Annotated in this window: 17 protein-coding genes and 3 pseudogenes; 13 read left to right on the top strand and 7 right to left on the bottom strand. The window is 38.1% G+C overall.

Annotated elements, in window-relative coordinates; genetic code table 11:
- The first annotated feature begins 5 nt into the window (after positions 1-5).
- Positions 6-794, top strand: coding sequence for an MBL fold metallo-hydrolase (locus ACTYA4_RS12950; RefSeq protein ID WP_443482746.1), 789 nt, complete (start codon positions 6-8; stop codon positions 792-794).
- 221 nt (positions 795-1015) lie between these two features.
- On the opposite strand, the gene ACTYA4_RS12945 is transcribed toward ACTYA4_RS12950, so the two are convergent.
- Both ACTYA4_RS12945 and ACTYA4_RS12940 read right to left on the bottom strand, forming a co-directional pair.
- Positions 1016-2545, bottom strand: coding sequence for an aminotransferase class V-fold PLP-dependent enzyme (locus ACTYA4_RS12945; RefSeq protein WP_443482757.1), 1530 nt, complete (start codon positions 2543-2545; stop codon positions 1016-1018).
- Between the two features lie 77 nt (positions 2546-2622).
- Positions 2623-3099, bottom strand: coding sequence for a DsrE/DsrF/DrsH-like family protein (locus tag ACTYA4_RS12940; RefSeq protein ID WP_443482745.1), 477 nt, complete (start codon positions 3097-3099; stop codon positions 2623-2625).
- Between the two features lie 212 nt (positions 3100-3311).
- Here ACTYA4_RS12940 and ACTYA4_RS12935 point away from each other — a divergent pair, with 212 nt between their 5' ends.
- From ACTYA4_RS12935 to ACTYA4_RS12920, 4 genes are all read left to right on the top strand, one after another.
- On the top strand, positions 3312-4520 hold the full coding sequence (locus ACTYA4_RS12935; RefSeq protein ID WP_443482744.1) for a S1C family serine protease: 1209 nt from the start codon (positions 3312-3314) through the stop codon (positions 4518-4520).
- Positions 4521-4837: 317 nt separating this feature from the next.
- A complete protein-coding gene (locus ACTYA4_RS12930; RefSeq protein WP_443482743.1) occupies positions 4838-4999 on the top strand; it encodes a CxxH/CxxC protein in 162 nt (53 codons plus the stop codon).
- Positions 5000-5079: 80 nt separating this feature from the next.
- Positions 5080-5559, top strand: a complete 480-nt coding sequence (gene rlmH / locus ACTYA4_RS12925) for a 23S rRNA (pseudouridine(1915)-N(3))-methyltransferase RlmH (protein ID WP_443482742.1) — start codon at positions 5080-5082, stop codon at positions 5557-5559.
- A gap of 361 nt (positions 5560-5920) precedes the next feature.
- Positions 5921-7441, top strand: a complete 1521-nt coding sequence (locus ACTYA4_RS12920) for a malate:quinone oxidoreductase (protein WP_443482741.1) — start codon at positions 5921-5923, stop codon at positions 7439-7441.
- A 218-nt stretch (positions 7442-7659) separates the two neighbouring features.
- Here ACTYA4_RS12920 and ACTYA4_RS12915 read toward each other — a convergent pair whose 3' ends face one another.
- The 3 genes from ACTYA4_RS12915 to ahpC all read right to left on the bottom strand — a co-directional run bounded on the left by ACTYA4_RS12915 (position 7660) and on the right by ahpC (position 10821).
- Entirely contained in the window at positions 7660-8220 is a 561-nt protein-coding gene (locus ACTYA4_RS12915) for a sugar O-acetyltransferase (RefSeq protein WP_443482740.1), read from the bottom strand.
- A 495-nt stretch (positions 8221-8715) separates the two neighbouring features.
- Positions 8716-10245, bottom strand: a complete 1530-nt coding sequence (gene ahpF / locus ACTYA4_RS12910) for an alkyl hydroperoxide reductase subunit F (RefSeq protein WP_443482739.1) — start codon at positions 10243-10245, stop codon at positions 8716-8718.
- 12 nt (positions 10246-10257) lie between these two features.
- Positions 10258-10821: an alkyl hydroperoxide reductase subunit C gene (ahpC, locus tag ACTYA4_RS12905; protein ID WP_443482738.1), complete on the bottom strand. Its 564-nt coding sequence runs from the start codon at positions 10819-10821 to the stop codon at positions 10258-10260.
- Between the two features lie 342 nt (positions 10822-11163).
- On the opposite strand from ahpC, the gene ACTYA4_RS12900 reads away from it, so the two are divergent.
- The 4 genes and pseudogenes from ACTYA4_RS12900 (at position 11164) to ACTYA4_RS12885 (ending at position 15979) form a co-directional block, all read left to right on the top strand.
- Complete coding sequence (locus ACTYA4_RS12900; RefSeq protein ID WP_443482737.1) at positions 11164-11301, top strand: hypothetical protein; 138 nt, start codon at positions 11164-11166, stop codon at positions 11299-11301.
- 291 nt (positions 11302-11592) lie between these two features.
- Positions 11593-13334: pseudogene (locus tag ACTYA4_RS12895) on the top strand (GMC family oxidoreductase).
- A 309-nt stretch (positions 13335-13643) separates the two neighbouring features.
- Positions 13644-14498, top strand: coding sequence for a MurR/RpiR family transcriptional regulator (locus ACTYA4_RS12890; RefSeq protein WP_443482736.1), 855 nt, complete (start codon positions 13644-13646; stop codon positions 14496-14498).
- 212 nt (positions 14499-14710) lie between these two features.
- Entirely contained in the window at positions 14711-15979 is a 1269-nt protein-coding gene (locus ACTYA4_RS12885; RefSeq protein WP_445505684.1) for a cation:dicarboxylate symporter family transporter, read from the top strand.
- Between the two features lie 725 nt (positions 15980-16704).
- Here the strand turns inward: ACTYA4_RS12885 and ACTYA4_RS12880 are convergent.
- Positions 16705-17667, bottom strand: coding sequence for an aldo/keto reductase (locus ACTYA4_RS12880; RefSeq protein ID WP_443482734.1), 963 nt, complete (start codon positions 17665-17667; stop codon positions 16705-16707).
- Positions 17668-17676: 9 nt separating this feature from the next.
- Positions 17677-18498, bottom strand: a complete 822-nt coding sequence (locus ACTYA4_RS12875; RefSeq protein WP_443482733.1) for a glycosyltransferase — start codon at positions 18496-18498, stop codon at positions 17677-17679.
- Positions 18499-18906: 408 nt separating this feature from the next.
- Here ACTYA4_RS12875 and ACTYA4_RS12870 point away from each other — a divergent pair.
- The 4 genes and pseudogenes from ACTYA4_RS12870 to ACTYA4_RS12855 form a co-directional block, all read left to right on the top strand.
- Positions 18907-19474: pseudogene (locus tag ACTYA4_RS12870) on the top strand (ATP-binding cassette domain-containing protein); the annotation flags it as partial.
- Positions 19401-19571: pseudogene (locus ACTYA4_RS12865) on the top strand (ABC transporter permease); the annotation flags it as partial. The pseudogenes ACTYA4_RS12870 and ACTYA4_RS12865, both read left to right, overlap by 74 nt.
- Positions 19572-19801: 230 nt before the next feature.
- Positions 19802-20677 carry a LysR family transcriptional regulator gene (locus tag ACTYA4_RS12860; RefSeq protein WP_443482732.1) on the top strand — a complete coding sequence of 292 codons (876 nt, stop codon included), beginning with the start codon at positions 19802-19804 and terminating at the stop codon, positions 20675-20677.
- 372 nt (positions 20678-21049) lie between these two features.
- Positions 21050-21568 carry an acyl-CoA thioesterase gene (locus tag ACTYA4_RS12855; protein ID WP_443482731.1) on the top strand — a complete coding sequence of 173 codons (519 nt, stop codon included), beginning with the start codon at positions 21050-21052 and terminating at the stop codon, positions 21566-21568.
- Positions 21569-21570: the final 2 nt, after the last annotated feature.

Genomic DNA, 21570 nt, shown 5'->3' with positions numbered 1-21570 from the left:
AGAAAATGCATTTTAGTGTTCTCGCTAGTGGGAGTACGGGGAATGCCATTTATGTGGAAAGTGGGGAATATTCTTTTTTAGTGGATGCTGGATTAAGCGGCAAGCAAATGGAGTCGCTGTTTCAACAAATCGACCGAAAAATGGATAAGTTAACCGGAATATTAGTAACCCATGAGCATAGCGACCATATAAAAGGGGTTGGCATTGTTGCTCGTAAATATAAATTGCCAATATACGCAAATGAAAAAACTTGGAACGCAATGAATCCTTTAATTGGGGAAATTCCTTTAGAACAGAAATTCCATTTTGATATGGAAACAGTGAAAACATTTGGCGATCTGTCCATCGAATCTTTTGGAGTTTCCCATGATGCGGCAGAGCCAATGTTTTATGTTTTTCATGAAGGGGATAAAAAGCTTGTGCTGATTACAGACACTGGATACGTCAGCGACCGGATGAAAGGCATCATCACTAATGCCGATTCTTACGTATTTGAAAGCAACCACGATGTTCAAATGCTGCGGATGGGAAAATATCCATGGAATATTAAAAGACGAATACTAAGTGATGTTGGACATGTATCGAATGAAGATGCAGCCATCGCCATGAGCGAAGTAATCGGTGATCGAACAAAACGTATTTATTTGGCTCATTTAAGCCAGGATAACAACATAAAGGATTTAGCAAGAATGTCAGTCAGCCAGACGCTGGAAAGCAGAGGAATTTCCTTGCATGATGGTCTAGCCTTACATGATACAGATCCTAAAGTTCCTACTGTGTTGACAGCTATTTAAGAGGAAGTTTGAATACGTGCTTTAATCGTTAAACTACGTTAAATGTTTTTATAATAAGACGATTGGATTCATCCCAATCGTCTTTTGCTAGTGGAAAAGGGGCGGAGCTACGCCTATTGTAAATAAATAGAGTGCTTCATATTTTGTGTAAGAGTAAGGTGAGGCTTCGCTCGCGCCGCCTTTATTGCGTGGGAGGCTTGCATACATGAAAAAGATCACACCTAGTGGTTCATCTCAAACCAATCTTGAATGTTATCATTTTTTTGATAGTCTTTGTGGTGAAAATCATTGGTTTTTCTTTCATAAATGTAGTCCTTTTGCCACTCATCGATATGCTTTATCGTATCTTTAATGGATTTAATGATGTAGTAGATTTCTGCGTTTGTCATTATCGGGTGGATGGAAAGTCGCACCCAGCCAGGTTTGGATGATAAATCTCCTTGATCAATCAAATCGGTCCATTCTTTTGATTTTTCTTTATTCATGTCGAATAAATAATGTCCATAGGTTCCTGCACATGAGCACCCTCCTCTTACTTGTATGCCAAATCGGTCGTTTAGCACCCTTGCCAACAGATTGTAATGGATTTTCTCTATATAAAATGAAACAATCCCTATTCTATCTTCTATTAGCTCATCTAAAATATGCAATCCAGGAATCGCTGACAATGGAGGCAGCAAAATATGCAATATTTCTTTTTCTCTTTGCAAGATGTTGTCAATTCCCATCGTTTCTTTTAATTTTATGCACAACGCTGTTTTTATCGTCTGTAAAAAACCAGGTGTTCCCCCGTCTTCACGCATTTCAACATCTGGGAGGTAACGATGGCCGCCCCAAGGGTTCGTCCATAAGACAGTACCTCCTCCAGGATGATCAGGAATATTGCTTAGACATAATTTTGAATCCATTACTAAAATGCCGCTGCTGCCGGGACCTCCTAAAAATTTATGGGGAGAAAAGAAAATGCCGTCTAATTTTTCAAGAGGAGATTTAGGGTGCAGATTGATATCAACGTATGGGGCAGAAGCCGAAAAGTCGATAAAACAGATTCCACCGTGTTCATGCATGATTTTCGCTAATTGATGGTAAGGAGTTTGGATGCCAGTGACATTGGAACAAGCGGTGAATGATCCGATCTTCATTTTTCGGTTTTTATACAACAGTAGTAATTGTTCCAAACGGCCGATATCAATGGTGCCATCGGAAGCCGGTTCAAGACAAACCACTTCGCCAATCGTCTCGATCCATGATAGTTGGTTGGAGTGATGTTCCATATGCGTAACGAAAATGACAGGTCTATCCTCTTCAGCAATCTTCATACGTTTTTTAAATTTTTCCGGAATTTTTAATCCTAATAAGCGCTGAAGCTTATTGATAGCCGCAGTCATTCCGGAGCCTGCTGAAATGAGCACATCATCTTCGTCAGCACCAACATGATTCTTAATCATTTTTCTCGCTTGATTATAGGCATCCGTCATAATCGTAGCCGTTACATTCGTTTCAGTATGTGTATTTGCGACGAAAGGGCCAAACTGATTGATAATCTTTTCCTCAATCGGACGATATAACCGTCCGCTGGCGGTCCAATCCGCATAGATGATTTTTTTGCTTCCATGTCGGGAAATAAAGTGCTGATCGATGCCAATGACATGTTTTCTAAATTGCCCAAAATACGTTTCCAGTTCGCCGTAATATTCATAAGAAGTATTTTCGATTTTTACATGCAGCAATGTGAAGTATCTCCTTTCCATATCATGATGTAAATGTATGTTCATAGCTGCATCTGGGTTAATATATGTGGGCAAATGTCATCATTTTGCCATAATCTTTATATAAATAGCTGGATATTCGCCTCCAATGCATCACGCAAGTACGTTTTGGCATCGACAATTTCCACTTCAGGAATAAACTCTTCTGCTTTAAATCCCATAATCTCAACAGATAATTTACAAGCATAGAACTTCACTTGTTTTTTCCGTGCTCCTTTTAAAAAATGAATCAGATGTGGAGCATCGTGCTCATCGATCATCTCAAGCATCATTTTTTTGCCCAGCCCAGCAAAGTTCATCTTTGATAAGGAAAGCTCTTCAGGACCTTTAGGCGTCAGCATCGCGATCATTTTCTCATAAGCAGTTTTGTCCTCGTTGTTCATTTTTTCAGGGTCTCGTATCAAGGATAAACCCCAAAAGGCGAAAAAAATCGTTACATCCACTTCTAATTCCCTTGCACTGTTCGCCAAAATAAGTGCAGCCATTGCTTTATCATAGTCACCACTAAACACAATCAGATTCATTTTTTTGTCCATTATATTGAAGCCTCCATTTTCATCGAAGTACATGTTTAAAAAAGCTCTATCATGAAACATATTTTCCCCGGATGAAGATGCAATTTATGTAATGTTGACCAAAGGTTCATGAAATTGTAACGAGTTAGGAAAAATAATAAAGAATTTATTTTGTTGTTTCTTATTCGGTAAGGACATACTAGAAAATAATTAGTCTGAAAGGAATGATGTAAATGCCTTACGGTGATTACGATTATGATAATAGTAGGGAAAAACCAACGAAAAGAAGGCGCGGCTACTTCTTTTCTGGATTAATTGGAGCAATTATTGGTGCATTGCTTGTCCTTTTATTTCTACCTTGGTTAGCAGAGTATGGCATTTTTTCTTATGGACAAGTAGAGGAAAATACGATTACAACGGATGAAAATGGCACACAAACAAAAAATGTTTCCTTAAATGTAGAAACAGATGTAACGAAGGCAGTCGATAAAGCCGCAGATGCGGTAGTTGCGATAAGCAATTTACAATCGGCAAACTTTTGGAAAGATACGGCCGCACAAGAAGCCGGGACAGGTTCGGGCGTGATTTATAAAAAAAGCGGCGATAAAGCCTATATAGTTACGAATAATCATGTCGTTGAAGGTGCTACCGAGCTAGAGGTAACATTGGCAGAAGGAAAAAAAATAGGTGCAAAACTCGTCGGCAGCGATGTATGGACCGATTTAGCTGTAGTAGAGGTAAACGGAAAAGAAATCAGCAAGATAGCTGAATTTGGCAACTCGGATACGCTAAAAACAGGAGAGCCTGTTATCGCGATTGGAAATCCACTTGGCATGACATTCTCCGGCTCTGTTACCCAAGGGATTGTGTCCGGATTAGAACGAACCATTCCTGTGGATATTAATGAAGATGGTGTTACCGATTGGCAATCAGAAGTCATTCAAACCGATGCAGCGATTAACCCGGGAAACAGCGGAGGCGCTCTTGTTAATATTGCCGGCCAGCTTATCGGAATCAACAGCATGAAAATTGCCGAATCAGCAGTAGAAGGAATCGGCCTTGCTATTCCTATTAACGCAGCGGAGCCAATCATCAACGATTTAGAGCGTCATGGAGAAGTAAAAAGACCATATATGGGAGTAGAGCTTCAGTCCGTTAGTGATATACCAGGATATTATCAAAGAGAAGCATTAAAACTGCCTGAAGGAGTAACAGCTGGTGTAGCGATTAAAGGTGTAAGTCCTAATTCTCCAGCACAAAAAGCAGGCTTAAAAGAATTAGACGTGATCGTACAGTTAGATGGAGAAAAAATGCCAGACTTAATTGAATTACGCAAACATCTTTATACGAAGAAAAAAATAGGCGACACCTTACAAATTAAATTTTATCGAAATGGAAAGCTGCAAACGACAGAGGTAAAGCTGTCAGAGGATAAGATGTAAATTGCATAAGAACAGGAAGGATGAAGTTCCTTCCTGTTTTTTCGTAATATCAGAATTTAGATGTTTCAAGTTAGATAATTGTCTAGCTCCGACGTACAGGATGTACTAGTGCCGGCATTACCATAGGACGTGGCGCATTTAGCTGGCCGGCGCTTGCGCTTTTGTTGATTTGTTGATAAATTTTTTGTGGAATAGTTGCAGTTTTTATCTGGAATGTTAAGATGAAGTGTGGATAAGTATTAAAACAAAGAAAAATAAAGTTATCCACAAATATAATCAGAAAATAACGACAAATATAAGCAAAAAGGAGTAGGAAAATGATTTATAGTTGTGAAGAACATATAGATATAGCAATAGATACGGTAGTAAATGAGTATGAAACCTTTCCGATATTAGAAAAAATTTCAGACGAAGAAAAGTTATCAACAACCTGTGAATATTGCAAAAATACTGCAATATATATGGTGGCAAACAAGTGATCTGCCACTATATGTGGATTTGAAATGTGGATATGTGGATAACTTATGTGGATATGTTGTTCGTAAAGTGAGGAATACATGTGAATATCTCAATAATAACGGTTGGAAAACTAAAAGAAAAATATTTAAAACAAGGAATCGAAGAATACACAAAACGACTATCAAGCTATTCTAAAATAGAAATAATCGAAGTCCCAGACGAAAAAGCCCCAGAAATTCTAAGCGATGCCGAAATGGAACAAGTTAAGAAAAAAGAGGGAGAAAGAATTTTAGCCAAAGTTGCGGCAGATGCCCACGTCATCGCACTCGCCATCGAAGGAAAACAAAAATCCTCCGAAGAATTGGCCGATACATTAGATAAACTCGCAACATACGGAAAAAGCAAAGTCACCTTTATTATCGGCGGATCTTTAGGACTAAGTGACGAAGTATTAAAGCGTGCAGATGATAAACTGTCTTTCAGTAAGATGACTTTCCCACATCAGTTAATGCGGTTGATATTGGTGGAGCAGGTTTATCGGGCGTTTCGGATTAATCGGGGGGAACCATACCACAAGTAAATAAGTTTTTTTATAAAACTGTACTGTAAAAGGTATGGTTTTTTCTTTGTGTGTTTTTGGATATAAGTGTAAATTATGCTTGATTTAATTGATGGATTAATAATGGTATAATAAAAATTTGAGGAGCAAAAACAGTAGGTTTTTAAGTCTCCAGAAAAAATAAGGCATACAATACTAGAGAAGATAGTTTTATGAAGATTGAGAGAAGTGAATAGATAATTCGTATTAATGCGACTTATATAATCAGGTTATAATCGATACAGAAAAGGTGTGTTCCTAGGTTGCGTTTTGGCTTACTGTGACGCTTAAGCAGGAGCGTCTACATCCTTTCTGTAAATCTTAGGGTAAGGATATGGTAAAAATGAGTAATAGACAAACTAAAACAGACGTTATCTTAATTGGTGCCGGAGTCATGAGTGCGACTTTGGGGACACTGCTGAAAGAACTAGTACCGAACTGGAAAATTACCGTGTTTGAGAAACTCGCAGACGCAGGAGAGGAAAGCTCTAACGAATGGAATAATGCGGGAACGGGGCATGCTGCACTGTGCGAGCTTAACTATACTGTCGAAAAGGCGGATGGATCTGTAGATATTAGCAAAGCTATAAAAATTAATGAACAGTTTCAGCTTTCAAGACAGTTCTGGTCTTATCTTGTAAATAGCAATTTGATACGTAATCCGCAGGACTTTATCATGCCATTGCCTCATATGAGTTACGTACATGGGGAACAAAATGTGAATTTTTTGAAAAAACGTTTTGAAGCCCTTTCAAACAACCCTCTGTTCCAAGGGATGGAATTTTCCGATGACCCGGAAAAACTGATGGAATGGATTCCGCTTATGTTGAAAGACCGAACTTTAAATGAACCTATAGCGGCAACAAAAATCGATTCTGGAACTGATGTCAACTTTGGCACTTTAACGCGTATGTTGTTTGACCACTTAAAGAGTAATAATGTCGATATAAACTACAAACATAGTGTTAATAATATTAAACGTACTAGCGACGGATTGTGGGAATTGAAAGTGAAAAATCTCGATACCGGTACTGTCGAACGCCATACTGCAAAATTCGTCTTTATCGGCGCTGGGGGAGGAAGCGTGCATTTACTGCAAAAATCTGGTATTCCTGAAGGGAAACATATTGGAGGATTCCCTGTAAGTGGACTATTTATGGTGTGTAACAATCCGGATATTGTAGAGCAGCATCATGCAAAAGTATACGGCAAAGCTTCGGTTGGTGCTCCGCCAATGTCTGTTCCGCATCTTGACACAAGATATATCGACAACAAAAAATCGTTGCTATTTGGACCGTTTGCTGGCTTCTCACCAAAGTTTTTAAAAACTGGTTCAATGTTCGATTTGGTAACTTCCGTAAAACCGGATAATCTTGTCACTATGTTGGCGTCAGGCGCAAAAAACATTCCATTGACAAAATACCTGATCCAGCAACTTATGTTATCGAAAGAACAGCGCATGGAAGAATTACGTGAGTTTGTTCCAAATGCCAAAAGCGAGGATTGGGATTTAGTGGTAGCGGGCCAACGTGTGCAAGTTATCAAAGATACTGTTGAAGGCGGCAAAGGAACGCTTCAATTTGGTACGGAAGTTGTTAGTGCCGCTGATGGCTCGATAGCTGCATTGCTCGGCGCTTCACCGGGTGCTTCAACCGCTGTTCACGTCATGCTTGAGGTAATAAAAAAATGCTTCCCGCAGCATATAAAAGAGTGGGAGCCGAAAATAAAAGAAATGATTCCTTCTTATGGCGTGTCACTAGTGGAAAACCCAGAGCTTTTCCACGAAATTCATACTTCAACAGCGCAGGCACTTGGTCTAAGCGAAAACTTGCCGAATAAAGTTAATTCTGTGGATGTAGTTTAGAAACAGTTTAAACCAAGTCTCTGCCCATTTTGTAATAGTCCTAGGATGAACTTGAAATATTTTTGCAATTTCTTTAGGTTTTATTGACCGTTGTCTTTCTATAAGGAAGCGAACTATAGTATTATAAGATTCCTATACAGCTTTAATTTAAAAAATAGGGAAACCAGAACTACAAAAGGTTTCCCTAATTTATTATAGTATGCCCGATAAAAGATAACTTACATTTCAATTTTTTTAATTACTTTAGCTGGATTACCTCCAACTACAACGTTATCGGGCACATCTTTAGTAACAACTGCACCTGATGCAATAACAACATTGTCACCTATCGTAACTCCTGGATTTATTATTGCACTCCCACCAATCCATACATTGTTTCCGATCGTAATTGGTTTTGCGTACTCTTTTCCAGAGTTCCGTTCAATTGGATTAAGAGGATGAGATGCAGTGTAGATATTTACGCCAGGTCCAAGCATACAATTATCCCCAAATCGTACTTCACAAACATCTAAGATAGTACAGTCAAAGTTTGCAAAAAAGTTATCTCCTACATATGTGTTATAGCCATAATCAATCCTTATATTTGGTTCCATATATACGTTTTCTCCAGTCGAACCCAATAACTCTTTTAATAGTTTAAGTCGTTTGTCATCTTCGTCTTCTAAAGTTTGATTATACATTCTAGCTAGTCTTCTAGCATTTTTTCGGTCCTTTAATAATTCTGGGTCAGCAGGATTATACATTTCTCCCGCTAACATTTTTTCTTTTTCAGTTTTCATTCAAACTACCTACTTTCATAAATCCTGTTAATGTTATACCTTAACAATACCTGGATGTACAAGTTGTTTTAAGTTTTTCTTTAGGTAACCTGCTTGAGTATTAAAAAACTACTCTTTGAATTTTAACAAACGTAAATAGATAAGGGTGGAGTTTTAGTACAACTTTCTTATGATAATAGCAATAATGTAAGATTAACCGAAATTACTCCAGCATTGAGATGTACTTACATCTGAATGAAGAGGTTGATCCAACTTCTCAAGTACAATGTTAAAAAGTTAAAAAACTTCTTGGACCTGCTGGTAAAGGAACAATCAAATATAGAAAGATTGAAAGAATGTGGAAATTTATTGGGATAAAAAGAGGTGTTTAGGAATTAGAAAAACACATTTACTTCTCCTATCAAAATACATTAAAAACCCTCATTTAGGTACATCAACAGTGAACCTAAATGAGGGTTTTATTCGTATCTTATAAGGTAAAATAATAAACGTCCATTAATTTCGGATGAGATAATCAAAGGCACCTAAAGATGCATTAGCTCCCGATCCCATTGAAATAATGATCTGCTTATATGGATTATTTGTGCAGTCTCCTGCAGCAAACACTCCAGGTATGTTCGTTGATCCATGATTATCTACAACGATTTCACCGATTCTAGTACGTTCAACGGTTTCACCTAACCAATCCGTATTTGGTACAAGACCGATCTGAACAAACACACCCTCTAGTTCAATATGTTTCACTTCTTCTGTATCACGTTCCATGTAGGAAATGCCGTTTACTTTGTCAGTGCCGGTAATTTCTTTTGTTTGAGCATTCTTTATGACTGTTACATTAGGCAGGCTGTAAAGACGTTCTTGCAATACAGAATCAGCTTTCAGTTCTGAGTTAAATTCTAGAACTGTTACATGTTTTACAATTCCAGCGAGATCAATTGCTGCTTCAACACCGGAATTACCGCCGCCAATAACGGCTACACGTTTTCCTGCAAACAATGGACCATCACAATGAGGGCAGTATGCTACACCTTTGTTCTTAAACTCGGCTTCTCCTGGTACACCAACATTGCGCCAACGAGCACCTGTTGAAAGGATTACGCTTTTGCTCTTTAGAACAGCACCGTTTTCCAATTCAACTTCAATTAAGTCTTTCTTTTCTAAACGTTTAGCACGTTGTAAATTCATGACATCAATGTCATACTCTTTCACGTGTTCTTCAAGGCTTGCTGCAAGCTTAGGACCTTCGGTGTACTTTACACTGATAAAGTTCTCAATGCCCACTGTATCCATAATCTGACCGCCAAAGCGTTCAGCAACAATGCCTGTACGAATACCTTTACGTGCTGCATAGATTGCTGCACTTGCACCAGATGGTCCGCCTCCAATAACAAGCACATCGAATGGATCCTTATCGGCAAATTCTGATGCATCTGGAGTACTACCTACCTTGGCAAGTATTTCCTCTAGTGACATACGACCGCTGCCGAATGATTCCCCATTTAGGAACACAGTTGGTACTGCCATGATGTTTTTGCTTTCAACCTCTTCTTTAAACGCTGCACCATCAATCATAGTATGTGTAATGCCAGGGTTAAGAACGCTCATCAAGTTCAGTGCTTGCACAACATCAGGACAGTTGTGACAGCTTAAGCTAATGTAAGATTCAAAGTGATAGTCGCCTTTAATGCTTTTCACTTGATCAATTACTTTCTGGTCAACCTTCGGAGCTCTGCCGCTTACCTGCAAGAGAGCCAACACTAATGAAGTAAATTCGTGCCCAAGAGGGATTCCAGCGAAAGTTACTCCAGTATCTTCGCCGATACGATTTACACTGAAGCTTGGAGTTTTCGGTAATTGTGTTTTTTCCACTTTAATGTTGGATGACATGGTGGCTAATTCATCCACTAGAGCCACCATGTCGCGAGATACATCATCGGATCCTGCACTTACTTTAAGTAGCACATCGCCCTCCATCAATGGAAGATATTGGGCTAATTGTGCTTTTATATCTGCATCTAGTATCATTGATCGTACTCCTTAAATTTTTCCTACAAGATCAAGGCTTGGTTTAAGTGTTTCAGAACCTTCTTGCCATTTTGCTGGGCAAACTTCACCTGGATTGTTGCGAACATATTGTGCTGCTTTAATTTTGTTTACAAGAGTGCTTGCATCACGGCCGATGCCGCCTGCATTGATTTCAACTGCTTGAACGATGCCGTCTGGATCGATGATGAAAGTACCGCGATCTGCAAGACCTTCTTCTTCGTTTAATACATCGAAGTTGCGAGAGATTTTTTGTGAAGGGTCGCCGATCATAATATATTCGATTTTACCAATAGCTTCTGAATGATCGTGCCATGCTTTATGTGTAAAATGAGTATCCGTTGAAACAGAATATACTTCAACTCCAAGTTCTTTTAGAGCAGCGTATTGGTTTTGTAGATCCTCAAGCTCAGTAGGGCACACAAATGTAAAGTCTGCTGGATAAAAGCAAAATACGCTCCACTGTCCTTTTAAGTTTTCTTCAGTAACCTCGATAAATTGACCTTTTTGGAAAGCTTGTGCTTTGAATGGTTGTACTTCTTTTCCGATTAAAGACATAATAAATTCCTCCTAGTGTTTTTATTAGTAAGTTTAGACATATAGTCAAAACTTTAAATAACCAATAAATAATCAAAAATAATTGTTTTTTATTATTATTGGTTAAAAATAATAATTCTAATTTCAAATTTATTATTATATAAATCTTATTGTTTTGTCAAGAATAAAACTCAATTTTATTATACGTAATTTTATCGTGATTTATTTTAATAACCATTGTAAAATAGTTGTGGTATTTTTTGTAAGTTCAGAATGCATAGTATTTAAAATAATTTTGATGGTAAAATTTTAATTTTCAATTACAATCAATGTTTTCTCAATTGGCTATGGAGTCTATCTCCGTTGTACAAAACGATCTTAAACTTTGAAGTGACAAATAACATAGAAGATTTAGGGATTGCTGGTCATTATTATGAAGTGTTTACCGTTGAAGTTTCTAAGATGTTAAAAATTTCTTTATCGTGTCATCTTTATCAATAGTATAATCTAATCCATTAGTATTTAAAAATAAAAACTCTTTTAGACACATTACGGAGAACCGTATCATAAGTAATAATCATTTTCTAGTTCTAAGCATGTTTCCGAGTCTTGTCATGGCAGATTAATAACATTTGCTAAAGGTAACCGTAGCAGCAATATTGAATGGTGAATAGGGCTAAAAATGAGTTATACACTTTAGTAACTCTATTTATACAAAAAGAGCTTGTCTACATATCATATCTTGATACCTATAAGGTCAATATTTAAATATGAAAGTAGGTAGATAGATTTATGGGACATAAAAAGGATGTTTTTGATTATATTGTCATTGGTGCCGGAACAGCGGGCGGGGTAGTAGCTAAAAAATTAACGGATGACCGACGTACTTCCGTCCTTGTCCTTGAACAGGGAATAAATAGTACGGATCAGTTAAGCAGTCCGGATATTTTAGAAGCTATTACTTTGGCAAGTAACAATAAATTTGCCTTCAACCTTATCTCTAGATTAGAGCCATCCCTTGTACGGCAGCTTGTTACGGTCAATGGGCGGGTCATTGGTGGAAGCTCAGAAGTTAACGATATGTATGCTGTCCGCGGGAGTAGAGAACTTTATAACGAATGGGCAGCTCTTGTTGGCAACGACCAATGGAGCTACGATCAAGTCCGTCGTCTGTTTATTGAAAATGAAACCTATACAGGACAAACACAAAGTCCGAGTGAAAGGGGAAGAAAGGGACCTATATTTGTTAGGCAACAGCATATACCATCGAATGGACTTATCGAATCGCTGACAAATGCAACAGCGGAAGTATTAGACATTGATATTGTTGAGGACTATAACACAGGTGTACGAGACTGTACCTTTTATAAAAACCAATTTATCCAGAAGGAGGTTGGTGGTACCATTACCCGATCATCGACCGCAACGGGATATTTGAATGAGGGGATTGTAACTCAGGGTAATGAGTTTTTTTCAGATGAACTGGGGGCTGGGAAGAGAAAGCTGTTCATTTTCGCTAAAACGACGGTGAATAAAATCTTATTTAAGAAAAAGAAAGGGCAGATGATCGCCATTGGCGTCCAGTATGTCAAGAATAGTATTTCTCATAAAACGTTTGCCCGAAAAGGTGTTGTCGTTTCGGCAGGATTTTTTTCCTCTGTCATTTTACAACGATCAGGAATTGGCAAATCCAGCGATTTGTTTAATGCAGGAATTATACCAATGATTGAAAATCCCAACGTAGGCTACAATCTGCAAACTCAAGCGTATGCCGGCTTTGGAGTTGAGCTGGATACATCTCAGATATTACCGATTGTTGCAGCTGATCCAAATCAGCCTATTGCCTTGGGTGCTTTTATATCAGAGCATAAGGATAGCTTGGAAGGCCGCCGTCTTCAAATACTAGGAGCTCCTGCACCCCTCTTTATTCCTGCTCCTGATGTAGCTAGTAATGAGTGGGATCTAGATTTAACTAAGCAAACCAATGTTATGAGTTTTGGTCTTATAGATCTCAACCCAGGAAGCAGGGGTACAATTATGGCCTCCCATAGCGATCCAGAGGCCCTTCCGTCGTTTTCCTTCAATCCTTTGCAGTCAAATACGAATGATTTAGATTTCTTGGTTGATCAATATATCAACATATACAATATTATTAAAGAGGCTAGAAAAAATAACAGCGGTATTCATAAAGTGGTATACCCTTCGGAAGAGATCTTTACTATTCCTAATGAGGCGGAAAAAAGGAGAAAGCTTGGGGATTATGTAAGAGCGTCTTATTCGAATTTCTTCCATTACGGGGGGCAATGTAAAATGGCGAAATGCATTGAAGATGGAGTTGTCAATGAATTCCTCGATGTTTCGGAACAAAAAACCTTAAAGTAGCCGACCTATCCATTTCTCCTATTTTGCCAGATGGCAACACATCCATACCCGCTCAAATGATTGGGTTAAATGCAGTACGCTTTATTCAAAACAATCCCCACCCTTACGTGGCAGATGATGATGACTTTGATGATGAATTAGAAGATGAATAGAGTAGCCTGGCCCTCGTTACGGTAATGCTTTAATGCATTGGAGGTCAGGCACTTTTTGCAATTATATCTATCAAAATTTTTATGGTATGATATTGTGAAGAACGATATGTTATCGCAATGGAAAAAGAATGTATACTACTATTTCTGGTACTACATTTTTATTTATCACTAGTTTTTAGGAAACACACACAAGAAAATTATTATATTAAAATAAAAAATATTGCTGTTTTAGTTTTTAGATTATTAAGAAAATATGATCAGGAGTTCAGTACATAAAAGCAATGATAGGAAAAGGAGATTACAGATTTAATGGGAAATATTAATAAGCGCATCGCAGAGCTTTTTCCAAGTATGAGCAAGTCTTATCAAAAAATTGCCAAATATATTTTGGGAAATCCTAATACAGTTCCTTTTTTAACGGCGGATAAATTGGCACAAGTTGCAGGTGTCGGTCATGCAACGGTTATTCGGTTTGCCACCTATTTAGGCTATTCCGGATATCCAGAATTACATCAGGAACTGCAAAGTAATGCACAACGGCAGCTTACCTCAACTGAAAAATTTGCATTGTCAAAGAAGATGTATGTGGATGAAGGTCAAGCAGTATACGATATCTTTTTAGGCGATATCGAAAATGTTAGAGCCACCATCGAAAAGTTGGATATGGAAGCTTTTAAAGAAGCTGTAGAAGCATTAGCTAAGGGAAAAAGCATCTATATTGTAGCAAATAGGAGTGCGACGGCATTAGGTGTTTTTCTACAATATTATCTCCAATTTATGTTAGAAAAAGTAGAACTAATCCATCTGATCGAAACTGCTTCAGAGCATCTTTACGATTTGAGTGAAGAGGATGTTGTGGTTGGCATTAGTTTTGCACGGTATGCGAAAAGTACGGTACAAGTATTGTCTTATGCAAAGAAAAGAAAAGCGACCACTATTGCGATTACGGATAACTTGCTGTCTCCTCTTGTTCCACATGCAGATATAACATTAACGGCAAACAGTCAAATGCTAAGTTTTATCGAATCGTTTGTTGCACCGTTTAGTCTTATTAATGCCTTAATTATTGCTGTAGCAAAAGCAAACCAAACAAATTTTCAAGATAAACTGGCTTTGCTGGAAGATGTTTGGGAAAACTTAGATGTTTTTTATAAAAAACAATGAACATAAGTCTTTAATGGGCTTATGTTTTTTTGTTTTTCTAAAATAATGATATTTGGTTTTTGGTGTATATTAAACGTCTACTCTAAAATGTCAAAAAATTTTGATACCCCCTTTCTTTTTTGTAAAGGTACGGTTATTATGAAATATATATTCCATTTTTAATTTTATTATGAAATATTTTGTTTAAGCAAGGAGTGAAAAAGGTGAAGAAAATAAAATTTTCTTTAGCAGTGCAGATATTCGTAGGGTTGATCCTTGGGATTATTATTGGCGCTGTTTACTACGGCAATCCGTCTGTATCTACCTATTTACAGCCAATTGCCGATATATTTATGCATTCTATTAAAATGATTGTCCTGCCTATCGTCGTTTCTTCCATTATCGCTGGCATTGCAGGTGTTGGTGATTTAAAGAAGATAGGGAAGCTAGGTTTTAAGACAATTCTTTATTTTGAGGTTGTTACAACAATCGCTATTATTTTAGGTTTATTGTTCGGGAATATTTTTCAGCCGGGAGCAGGAGTCGATATGGCTCATCTCTCTAAAACCGATATTTCTTCCTATGTAGAAACAACAAAAAATGTGGAAGAACATAGTTTTATAGATACATTTGTAAATATTATTCCTACCAATATTTTTAATGCTTTCGCTCAAGGAGACATGCTTGCTGTAGTTTTCTTTTCTGTTCTATTTGGAATAGGTGTTGCAGCAATTGGAGAAAGAGGGAAACCCGTTTTAGCCTTTTTCCAAGGTGTTGCAGACACGATGTTTTGGGTGACAAACCAAATTATGAAAATAGCGCCATTTGGTGTATTTGCGTTAATTGGGATAACGGTTTCTAAATTTGGATTATCTTCACTGATTCCTCTAGGAAAGTTTGCGCTACTTGTGTATGCAAGTATGTTATTTTTAGTTGTGGTAGTCTTCGGATTGATTTGTAAAATAGCCAAAATTAAACTGATGCCTTTGCTGCGTTTAGTAAAAGATGAACTCTTGCTCGCTTATTCCACAGCAAGTTCAGAAACTGTCTTGCCACGGGTAATGCAAAAGTTAGAGTCATATGGATGTCCGAAAGGAATTACATCATTTGTGCTGCCGACGGGATATACATTTAATCTTGATGGTGCAACATTATATCAAGCGTTAGCAGCGCTGTTTATTGCCCAAATGTATGGGGTGCATTTATCTATCGCCGAGCAAATTTCACTAATGTTAGTATTGATGTTAACATCAAAAGGAATTGCAGCTGTTCCAGGTACATCCTTTGTGGTGCTTTTAGCAACACTAGGTTCCGTAGGCATTCCCGTAGAAGGATTAGCTTTTATCGCGGGTATTGATCGAATTTTAGAGATGGCGCGTACTGCTGTTAACTTGACTGGAAACTGTGTAGCAACGGTTTTTATTGCCAAATGGGAAGGTCAATTTGATGAAGAAAAAGCAAATTCTTATATAGATTCTATTAAGAAGTCTGCAGCAGCTTAATAGGACAGGTATAAATATTATCTAGATGAGTAGAGAAAGAAGTTATTTTGATTAATTATTTTCAAAATAGCTTCTTTTTTTACTCATGCGGAAAATCAACCAAAACAGCTTAATCTTCATGCTTTTACATAATCATAACCATTTATCAGTGCTAGCTGAATTTTGTTAGGGTATTCAAAATCATTGGATTCGGGCAAAAGGCTAAGTTAGATGGGGGGATTACTTGTTCTGCACCTGTATTGTTCCTGACTGGCCATTTTGGCACTGAAAAAATAGTAGGGGAAATGAAAAGGTTCATAAAGATGCTTTAGAGTTATATGAACCTTTTTCTATTTTCAAGATATCGCTCATGAATTGGGTAGGAGGGATATAAAAATTGAAATGGGAGTAAATTCGTGAACATTATCCAGAACAATGGGTACTTGTTGAAGCCATCTCTGCCTACTCAAAAAATTCCATCCGCTATCTTGAAGAACTATCAGTCATATCAAATTTCCCCGAATCAACTTTGGCATGGAAAGAATACAAAAAACTACATTTAGCCGACCCTTCTCGTGAATACTATATTTTCCATACTGACCATGAAACAATTGAGGTAAAAGAACAGAAATTTATCGGGATTAGGAGACGACTTCAAAGTGGCATTTAGGAAATAGAAAACACACATTTACTTCTCCTATCAAAATACATTAAATAAAAACCCGCATTGAGAAGTAGCCTGCCCCCTACCTTTGTTCCAGGTTAAGCCATAGACGTTCCTCATCAGTCAAACGTATATCTAGTACTTTGAAGCTGGAGATTAATTCATCGGCGCACTCAGGTCCAATGACTGCACAAACAGGGTAGGGCTGGTTTAGTACATAAGCTAAAGCAATATGATTTGCTGTAATTCCCTTTCCCTTGTGCGCGGCTAATTCTGTCGCACGATTGAATCGTTCCCAGTTATCATCATTGTAATATACTCGGAAGATGTCCCCGCTTAAGCGAATCCCGGGCGCGTAACGTCCTGAGAAGAAACCGCCTGCTTGAGCTGACCATGAAAATAATGGAATCTGTGTTTTTTTTTGCCAGTCATGATAAGCTAGATCTACGTACACCGTTCCAGGCCAGCGGGGCTCATTGATTGCTGCCAAGCTTAGTGAAGGGCTGTTGACCACTAGACGGTTATAGCCCTTTTTGTCCGCATATCGATTCGCTTCGTCTATCCTTTGATACGACCAATTGGAAGCTCCAACAGCTTTAATCAGACCGGAGTTTATAGGCTCCTGAAGAAAATCTATTATTTCGTGCACCGGAACAGAAAGGTCATCACGGTGAAGCAAGTAAATATCAATATAATCGACTTGAAGTCTCTCTAAACTGCGCTCCAGATCCTCTGCAACAGCTTGGGGATTCAGCCTGTTTACTATGGCTTGATGGGCATCCACATGAAAATGGCCGCCCTTGTCGATGATTACGATATTTTTACGAAGCTGTCTGGAGTTTAACCACTGGCCAACCGCAAGCTCACTTTCACCGTTCCCGTAGGCATTTGCCGTATCGATTGTGTTTCCGCCACGTTCGACGTAGGCGTCGAGCATTTCAAATGCAGCATCCAAACGCTTCCGGGAAAAATCTGCTGTTCCTATAACCAATTGTGAACATGATTTGTCGAGACCTTGAACAGATATATATTTTATTATAACCACCCCCTGTCTTCATTCCCATTTCTGCAGCTGATGATTATACCGAAACAGCCCATCACGGTTCAGCCGTTTCTTTAACTTCGCGTCTCCCATCCAGATTAGCCGGTCAAATTGAAGAGTGATAAATTCTTTTATACCGGCTTTCGTTCCAATGGACCGCATTTCGGCGAAATACGCTTCAAGGTTCTCGGAAAGCTGGCCCTCGTGAAAACGAAAGCCTCCCAAATAAGCATCGACAATTTTTAGCTCGGTGACCTTCGAGAATTGCCGCCACAAATAATAATCTCCGGCATACTTGAATGTCGGCCAAAAATCATGATCAATCAACGTATTTAATTCACTGCTCCAAAATGTGGATTCCTGTTGTATAAAGGGGAGTTTCATGCCGTAATATCCGCAGCTTAGCAAGTTTTTTCTGTATTTAAAAGGCAGGAAGGACGAAGCAAACTGTGAACGGTCATTATAGCTTACATTCAATCCTGTAAGCCACTTAACTGGTTTTGTTTCGAAAAGATCGAGAACAACATCGAAGGCGTGCTTGGAGTAATAATCTCCAGCATTAAGATACGCGCAGATGTCTCCAGTCGCGAGCTGGAACCCCTTGGATAAGGCCTGATACATCCCCGTATCAGGCTCAGATATGATCTTAATTAATCCGTTATTTACACTATTTATCAGTTCAATCGTTCTATCCGTTGAACCGCCATCACAGATGATATATTCCAATTCAACTCTTCCCGATTCTACGGCCGACTGCGTAATGATCGACTGAACGGTTTCCATAATATATTTTTCAGCATTATAGCAAGGCGTTACAATAGATATTTTGTCCAATGTTCTCCCCTACGCTTCCTTGAGTCAAGTTGATAATTTATTTTATGTGAAATATGGAAATGTGTGCGTGTAGAGATTTTCAAATTAACAAGAATACATATTTGATAGGGTTCCTGGATTTCGGGGAATATGAATGCCTACCTGTTCTGTATTACTTTAATGCATTTGGGGTCAGACAGATTCTTTGTATTAAAAGAAGTGCATCCATTTCAACAATATTCATTGTTCATATTCAGTTCATAAATATGGACTATCCTTCCTATATAATCGGTATTATATAGACATATACAGGCGAACATTTTGGTTTGACATGAAAAATACGCCGTAAGACGGAGGGATTCCCCAACGTAAGCTCATTTTTAAAATAGCAAATACAAATTATAGTTATACAAAAAGGGAGGAATTGGAATGAACTATGTACACAGCAGAGTAACAGTTCCAGACAATGTTGAATGGGCAGTTGAAGCGCATGGACTCGTTAAAACGTTTGGCAATAATCGAGCGGTTGATGGTGTAAATCTGAACGTACGCGCTGGTACTATCTACGGTGTGCTTGGTCCAAATGGAGCAGGAAAGATCACGACAATCAGAATGCTGGCGACCTTACTTCGTGCGGACGCAGGTTCTGCGAAGATCTTTGGATACGATGTGGTGAAGGAGCCGCAGATTGTACGTCAATTGATTGGGGTGACTGGTTAGTATGCCTCGGTCGATGAGTCCCTCAGCGCTACGGAGAATCTGATTATCTTCTCCCGACTACTAGGTCTGGGGCGTGCTGAGTCACGACCGACGTAAGGCCGCGGAATTACTGGAGGAATTTGGTTTAACGGAAGCAGCGAAGCGTCCGTTGAAGAATTTCTCTGGCGGTATGCGTCGCCGATTGGATCTGGCGGCAAGTCTCATTGCAGTGGTTTGTGAAGATAAACCCAATCTCGCACCTTGTAACAGCCGTCAGAGAAATGACCAACTCTGGAACAATGGGTTGGGACTTAACCGTCTCCCTCATTGGCGCTGCTGTCATTGTGGCAATCTTCGCACCACTAACGGTACGTGCATATATGCGTCGGACTTAGTTAAGAGGAAATTTTAGAGGTATAATAGACTGTGTATGTAGTTAATCCTAGGTTAGCTATTTATGCAGTTTTTCTGTTTTTTGATAAAAAAATTTGCTTCGTATCTGATTAAAACTTCCGAATTTACGCGAAGTTTACTAGACTAATCAACGTTTATGCTAGTAAAATAGCAGAAAAATTCGGAATAATATGGTAACCTATATCCAAATGAACTAAAAGTGGGTGAAAATATGGAAATGAAGCATTTACTCTATTTTATAGAGGTTACTCGTTTAGGCAGCTTTACCCGTGCAGCGGATCAATTATACATTACACAGCCAGCCATCAGTAGAATCATTAAATCATTGGAAACGGAGATGGGTGTTTCTCTTTTTATTCGTTCCAGGAAAAAGTTGGAGTTAACAGATGCTGGCCGCGTTCTTTATAAACACGCACAAGTATTTGATAGGCAATTTCAGTTGCTGAAAGCTGAAATGGATAATTTGACCAGCCTAAAAAAAGGGCATATTCGTATTGGTCTTCCCTCTATTGTTAACTCCTTTTTTTTCTCTCAATTAATAGCTTCCTTTCATAAAAAATATCCAGAAATAACTTTTCAATTGGTGGAGGATGGATCCAAGCGAATTGAAGAAAAAGTGTTGAATGATAAGCTTGATCTTGGAGTTGTGGTTGTGTCGGACAATCATGATTTATTAGATTATTATTCTTTTGTTAAAGAAGAGTTAAAGCTTATTGTACCGCCTTCCCATCGTCTTGCTAATAAGCAAGCAGTTTCCTTGGCAGAACTTAAGAATGAATTTTTTATCATGTTTAATCAGGATTTTTTACTTCGAGATTGGATTATTGCAGCTTGTAAGAAGGAAGGTTTTGTGCCAAGCATTATTTCAGAAACATCACAATTAGACTTTATTCAAGAAATGGTCGCCTCCAATCTTGGAATAACATTATTGCCTGAAAGTACGTCTGCAGATTTGACCGCTGATGTTAGAGCAATAAATTTATCCAATCCAAAGATTGATTGGAATCTTTCTATCATATGGAAAAATGGCGAGCAGTTATCAAAGGTGTCAAAGGAATTTATACGATTCTTCAAAGAAAGACTTTAAAAAAATAATTAAGTAAAAGAAGGTTTCCTCATAAAGGGAGGAAGCCTTCTTTCATAGTATCAGAATTTATATGTTTCAAGTTAGATGAATGTCTAGCGCAAGCAGTCAGTCCCTGTGAAACATAACCCTTTGCCTCTAAAAGTAAAAAACACTTTTCGAGTCAAATGAACATTTTTCTTCGGGCCTGAGCAAGGCGCTTCCCCTTTTCTAATTAACGCTGAAAGCAATTACATAACACTTTCGTATGAACTGTATGTTTTATTGGCATTGTACTTCCGCTTAAAATGCGCACTATAATAGTTAATAAAGAGTTTTATATATAAGGAAGTTGTTAATACTGTAAATTAGATGCGAGGATAAGGTGATAATTTTATGATAACAAAAAAAATTAAAGAAACTCGTATTATCCAAAATGATCAAGTTCTAATTAATGATTTGAATAATTATCATACTTTATTCGGTGGCGTATTAATGAAGAAGCTAGATGCTTGTGCAACGCTTTCTGCTCAAAAATGTGCAAGAGTAAAAGAATGTGTTACAGCCTCGACAGATTCAGTCAACTTTATCGAACCGATTCTGCAGAGTGATTCTGTTTGTATTGAATCGTTTGTTGTTTATACAGGAAGAAGTTCAATGGAGATCTTTTGTAAGGTAATTGCTGAGGATATGATTACAGCAAAGCGAAAAATTGCTGCTACTGCCTTCTTAACCTTTGTAGCACTAGATGAAAACAAAAAGCCAATCAATGTGCCGCCTGTTATTCCAGAATCAGAAGAAGAAACATATCTTTTCGAAACAGGAAAAGAGAGAGCGGAAATACGAAAGCTTAAGCGAGAGCAAAACAAAGATTTAGTAGCTATACTTTCTATTAATAGCCCTTGGGATGAATAATT

It is taken from the genome of Niallia yueguangensis (assembly GCF_052663115.1).
Note: the sequence above shows the minus strand (reverse complement) of the source record. Positions and strands in the feature narration are given on the sequence as shown.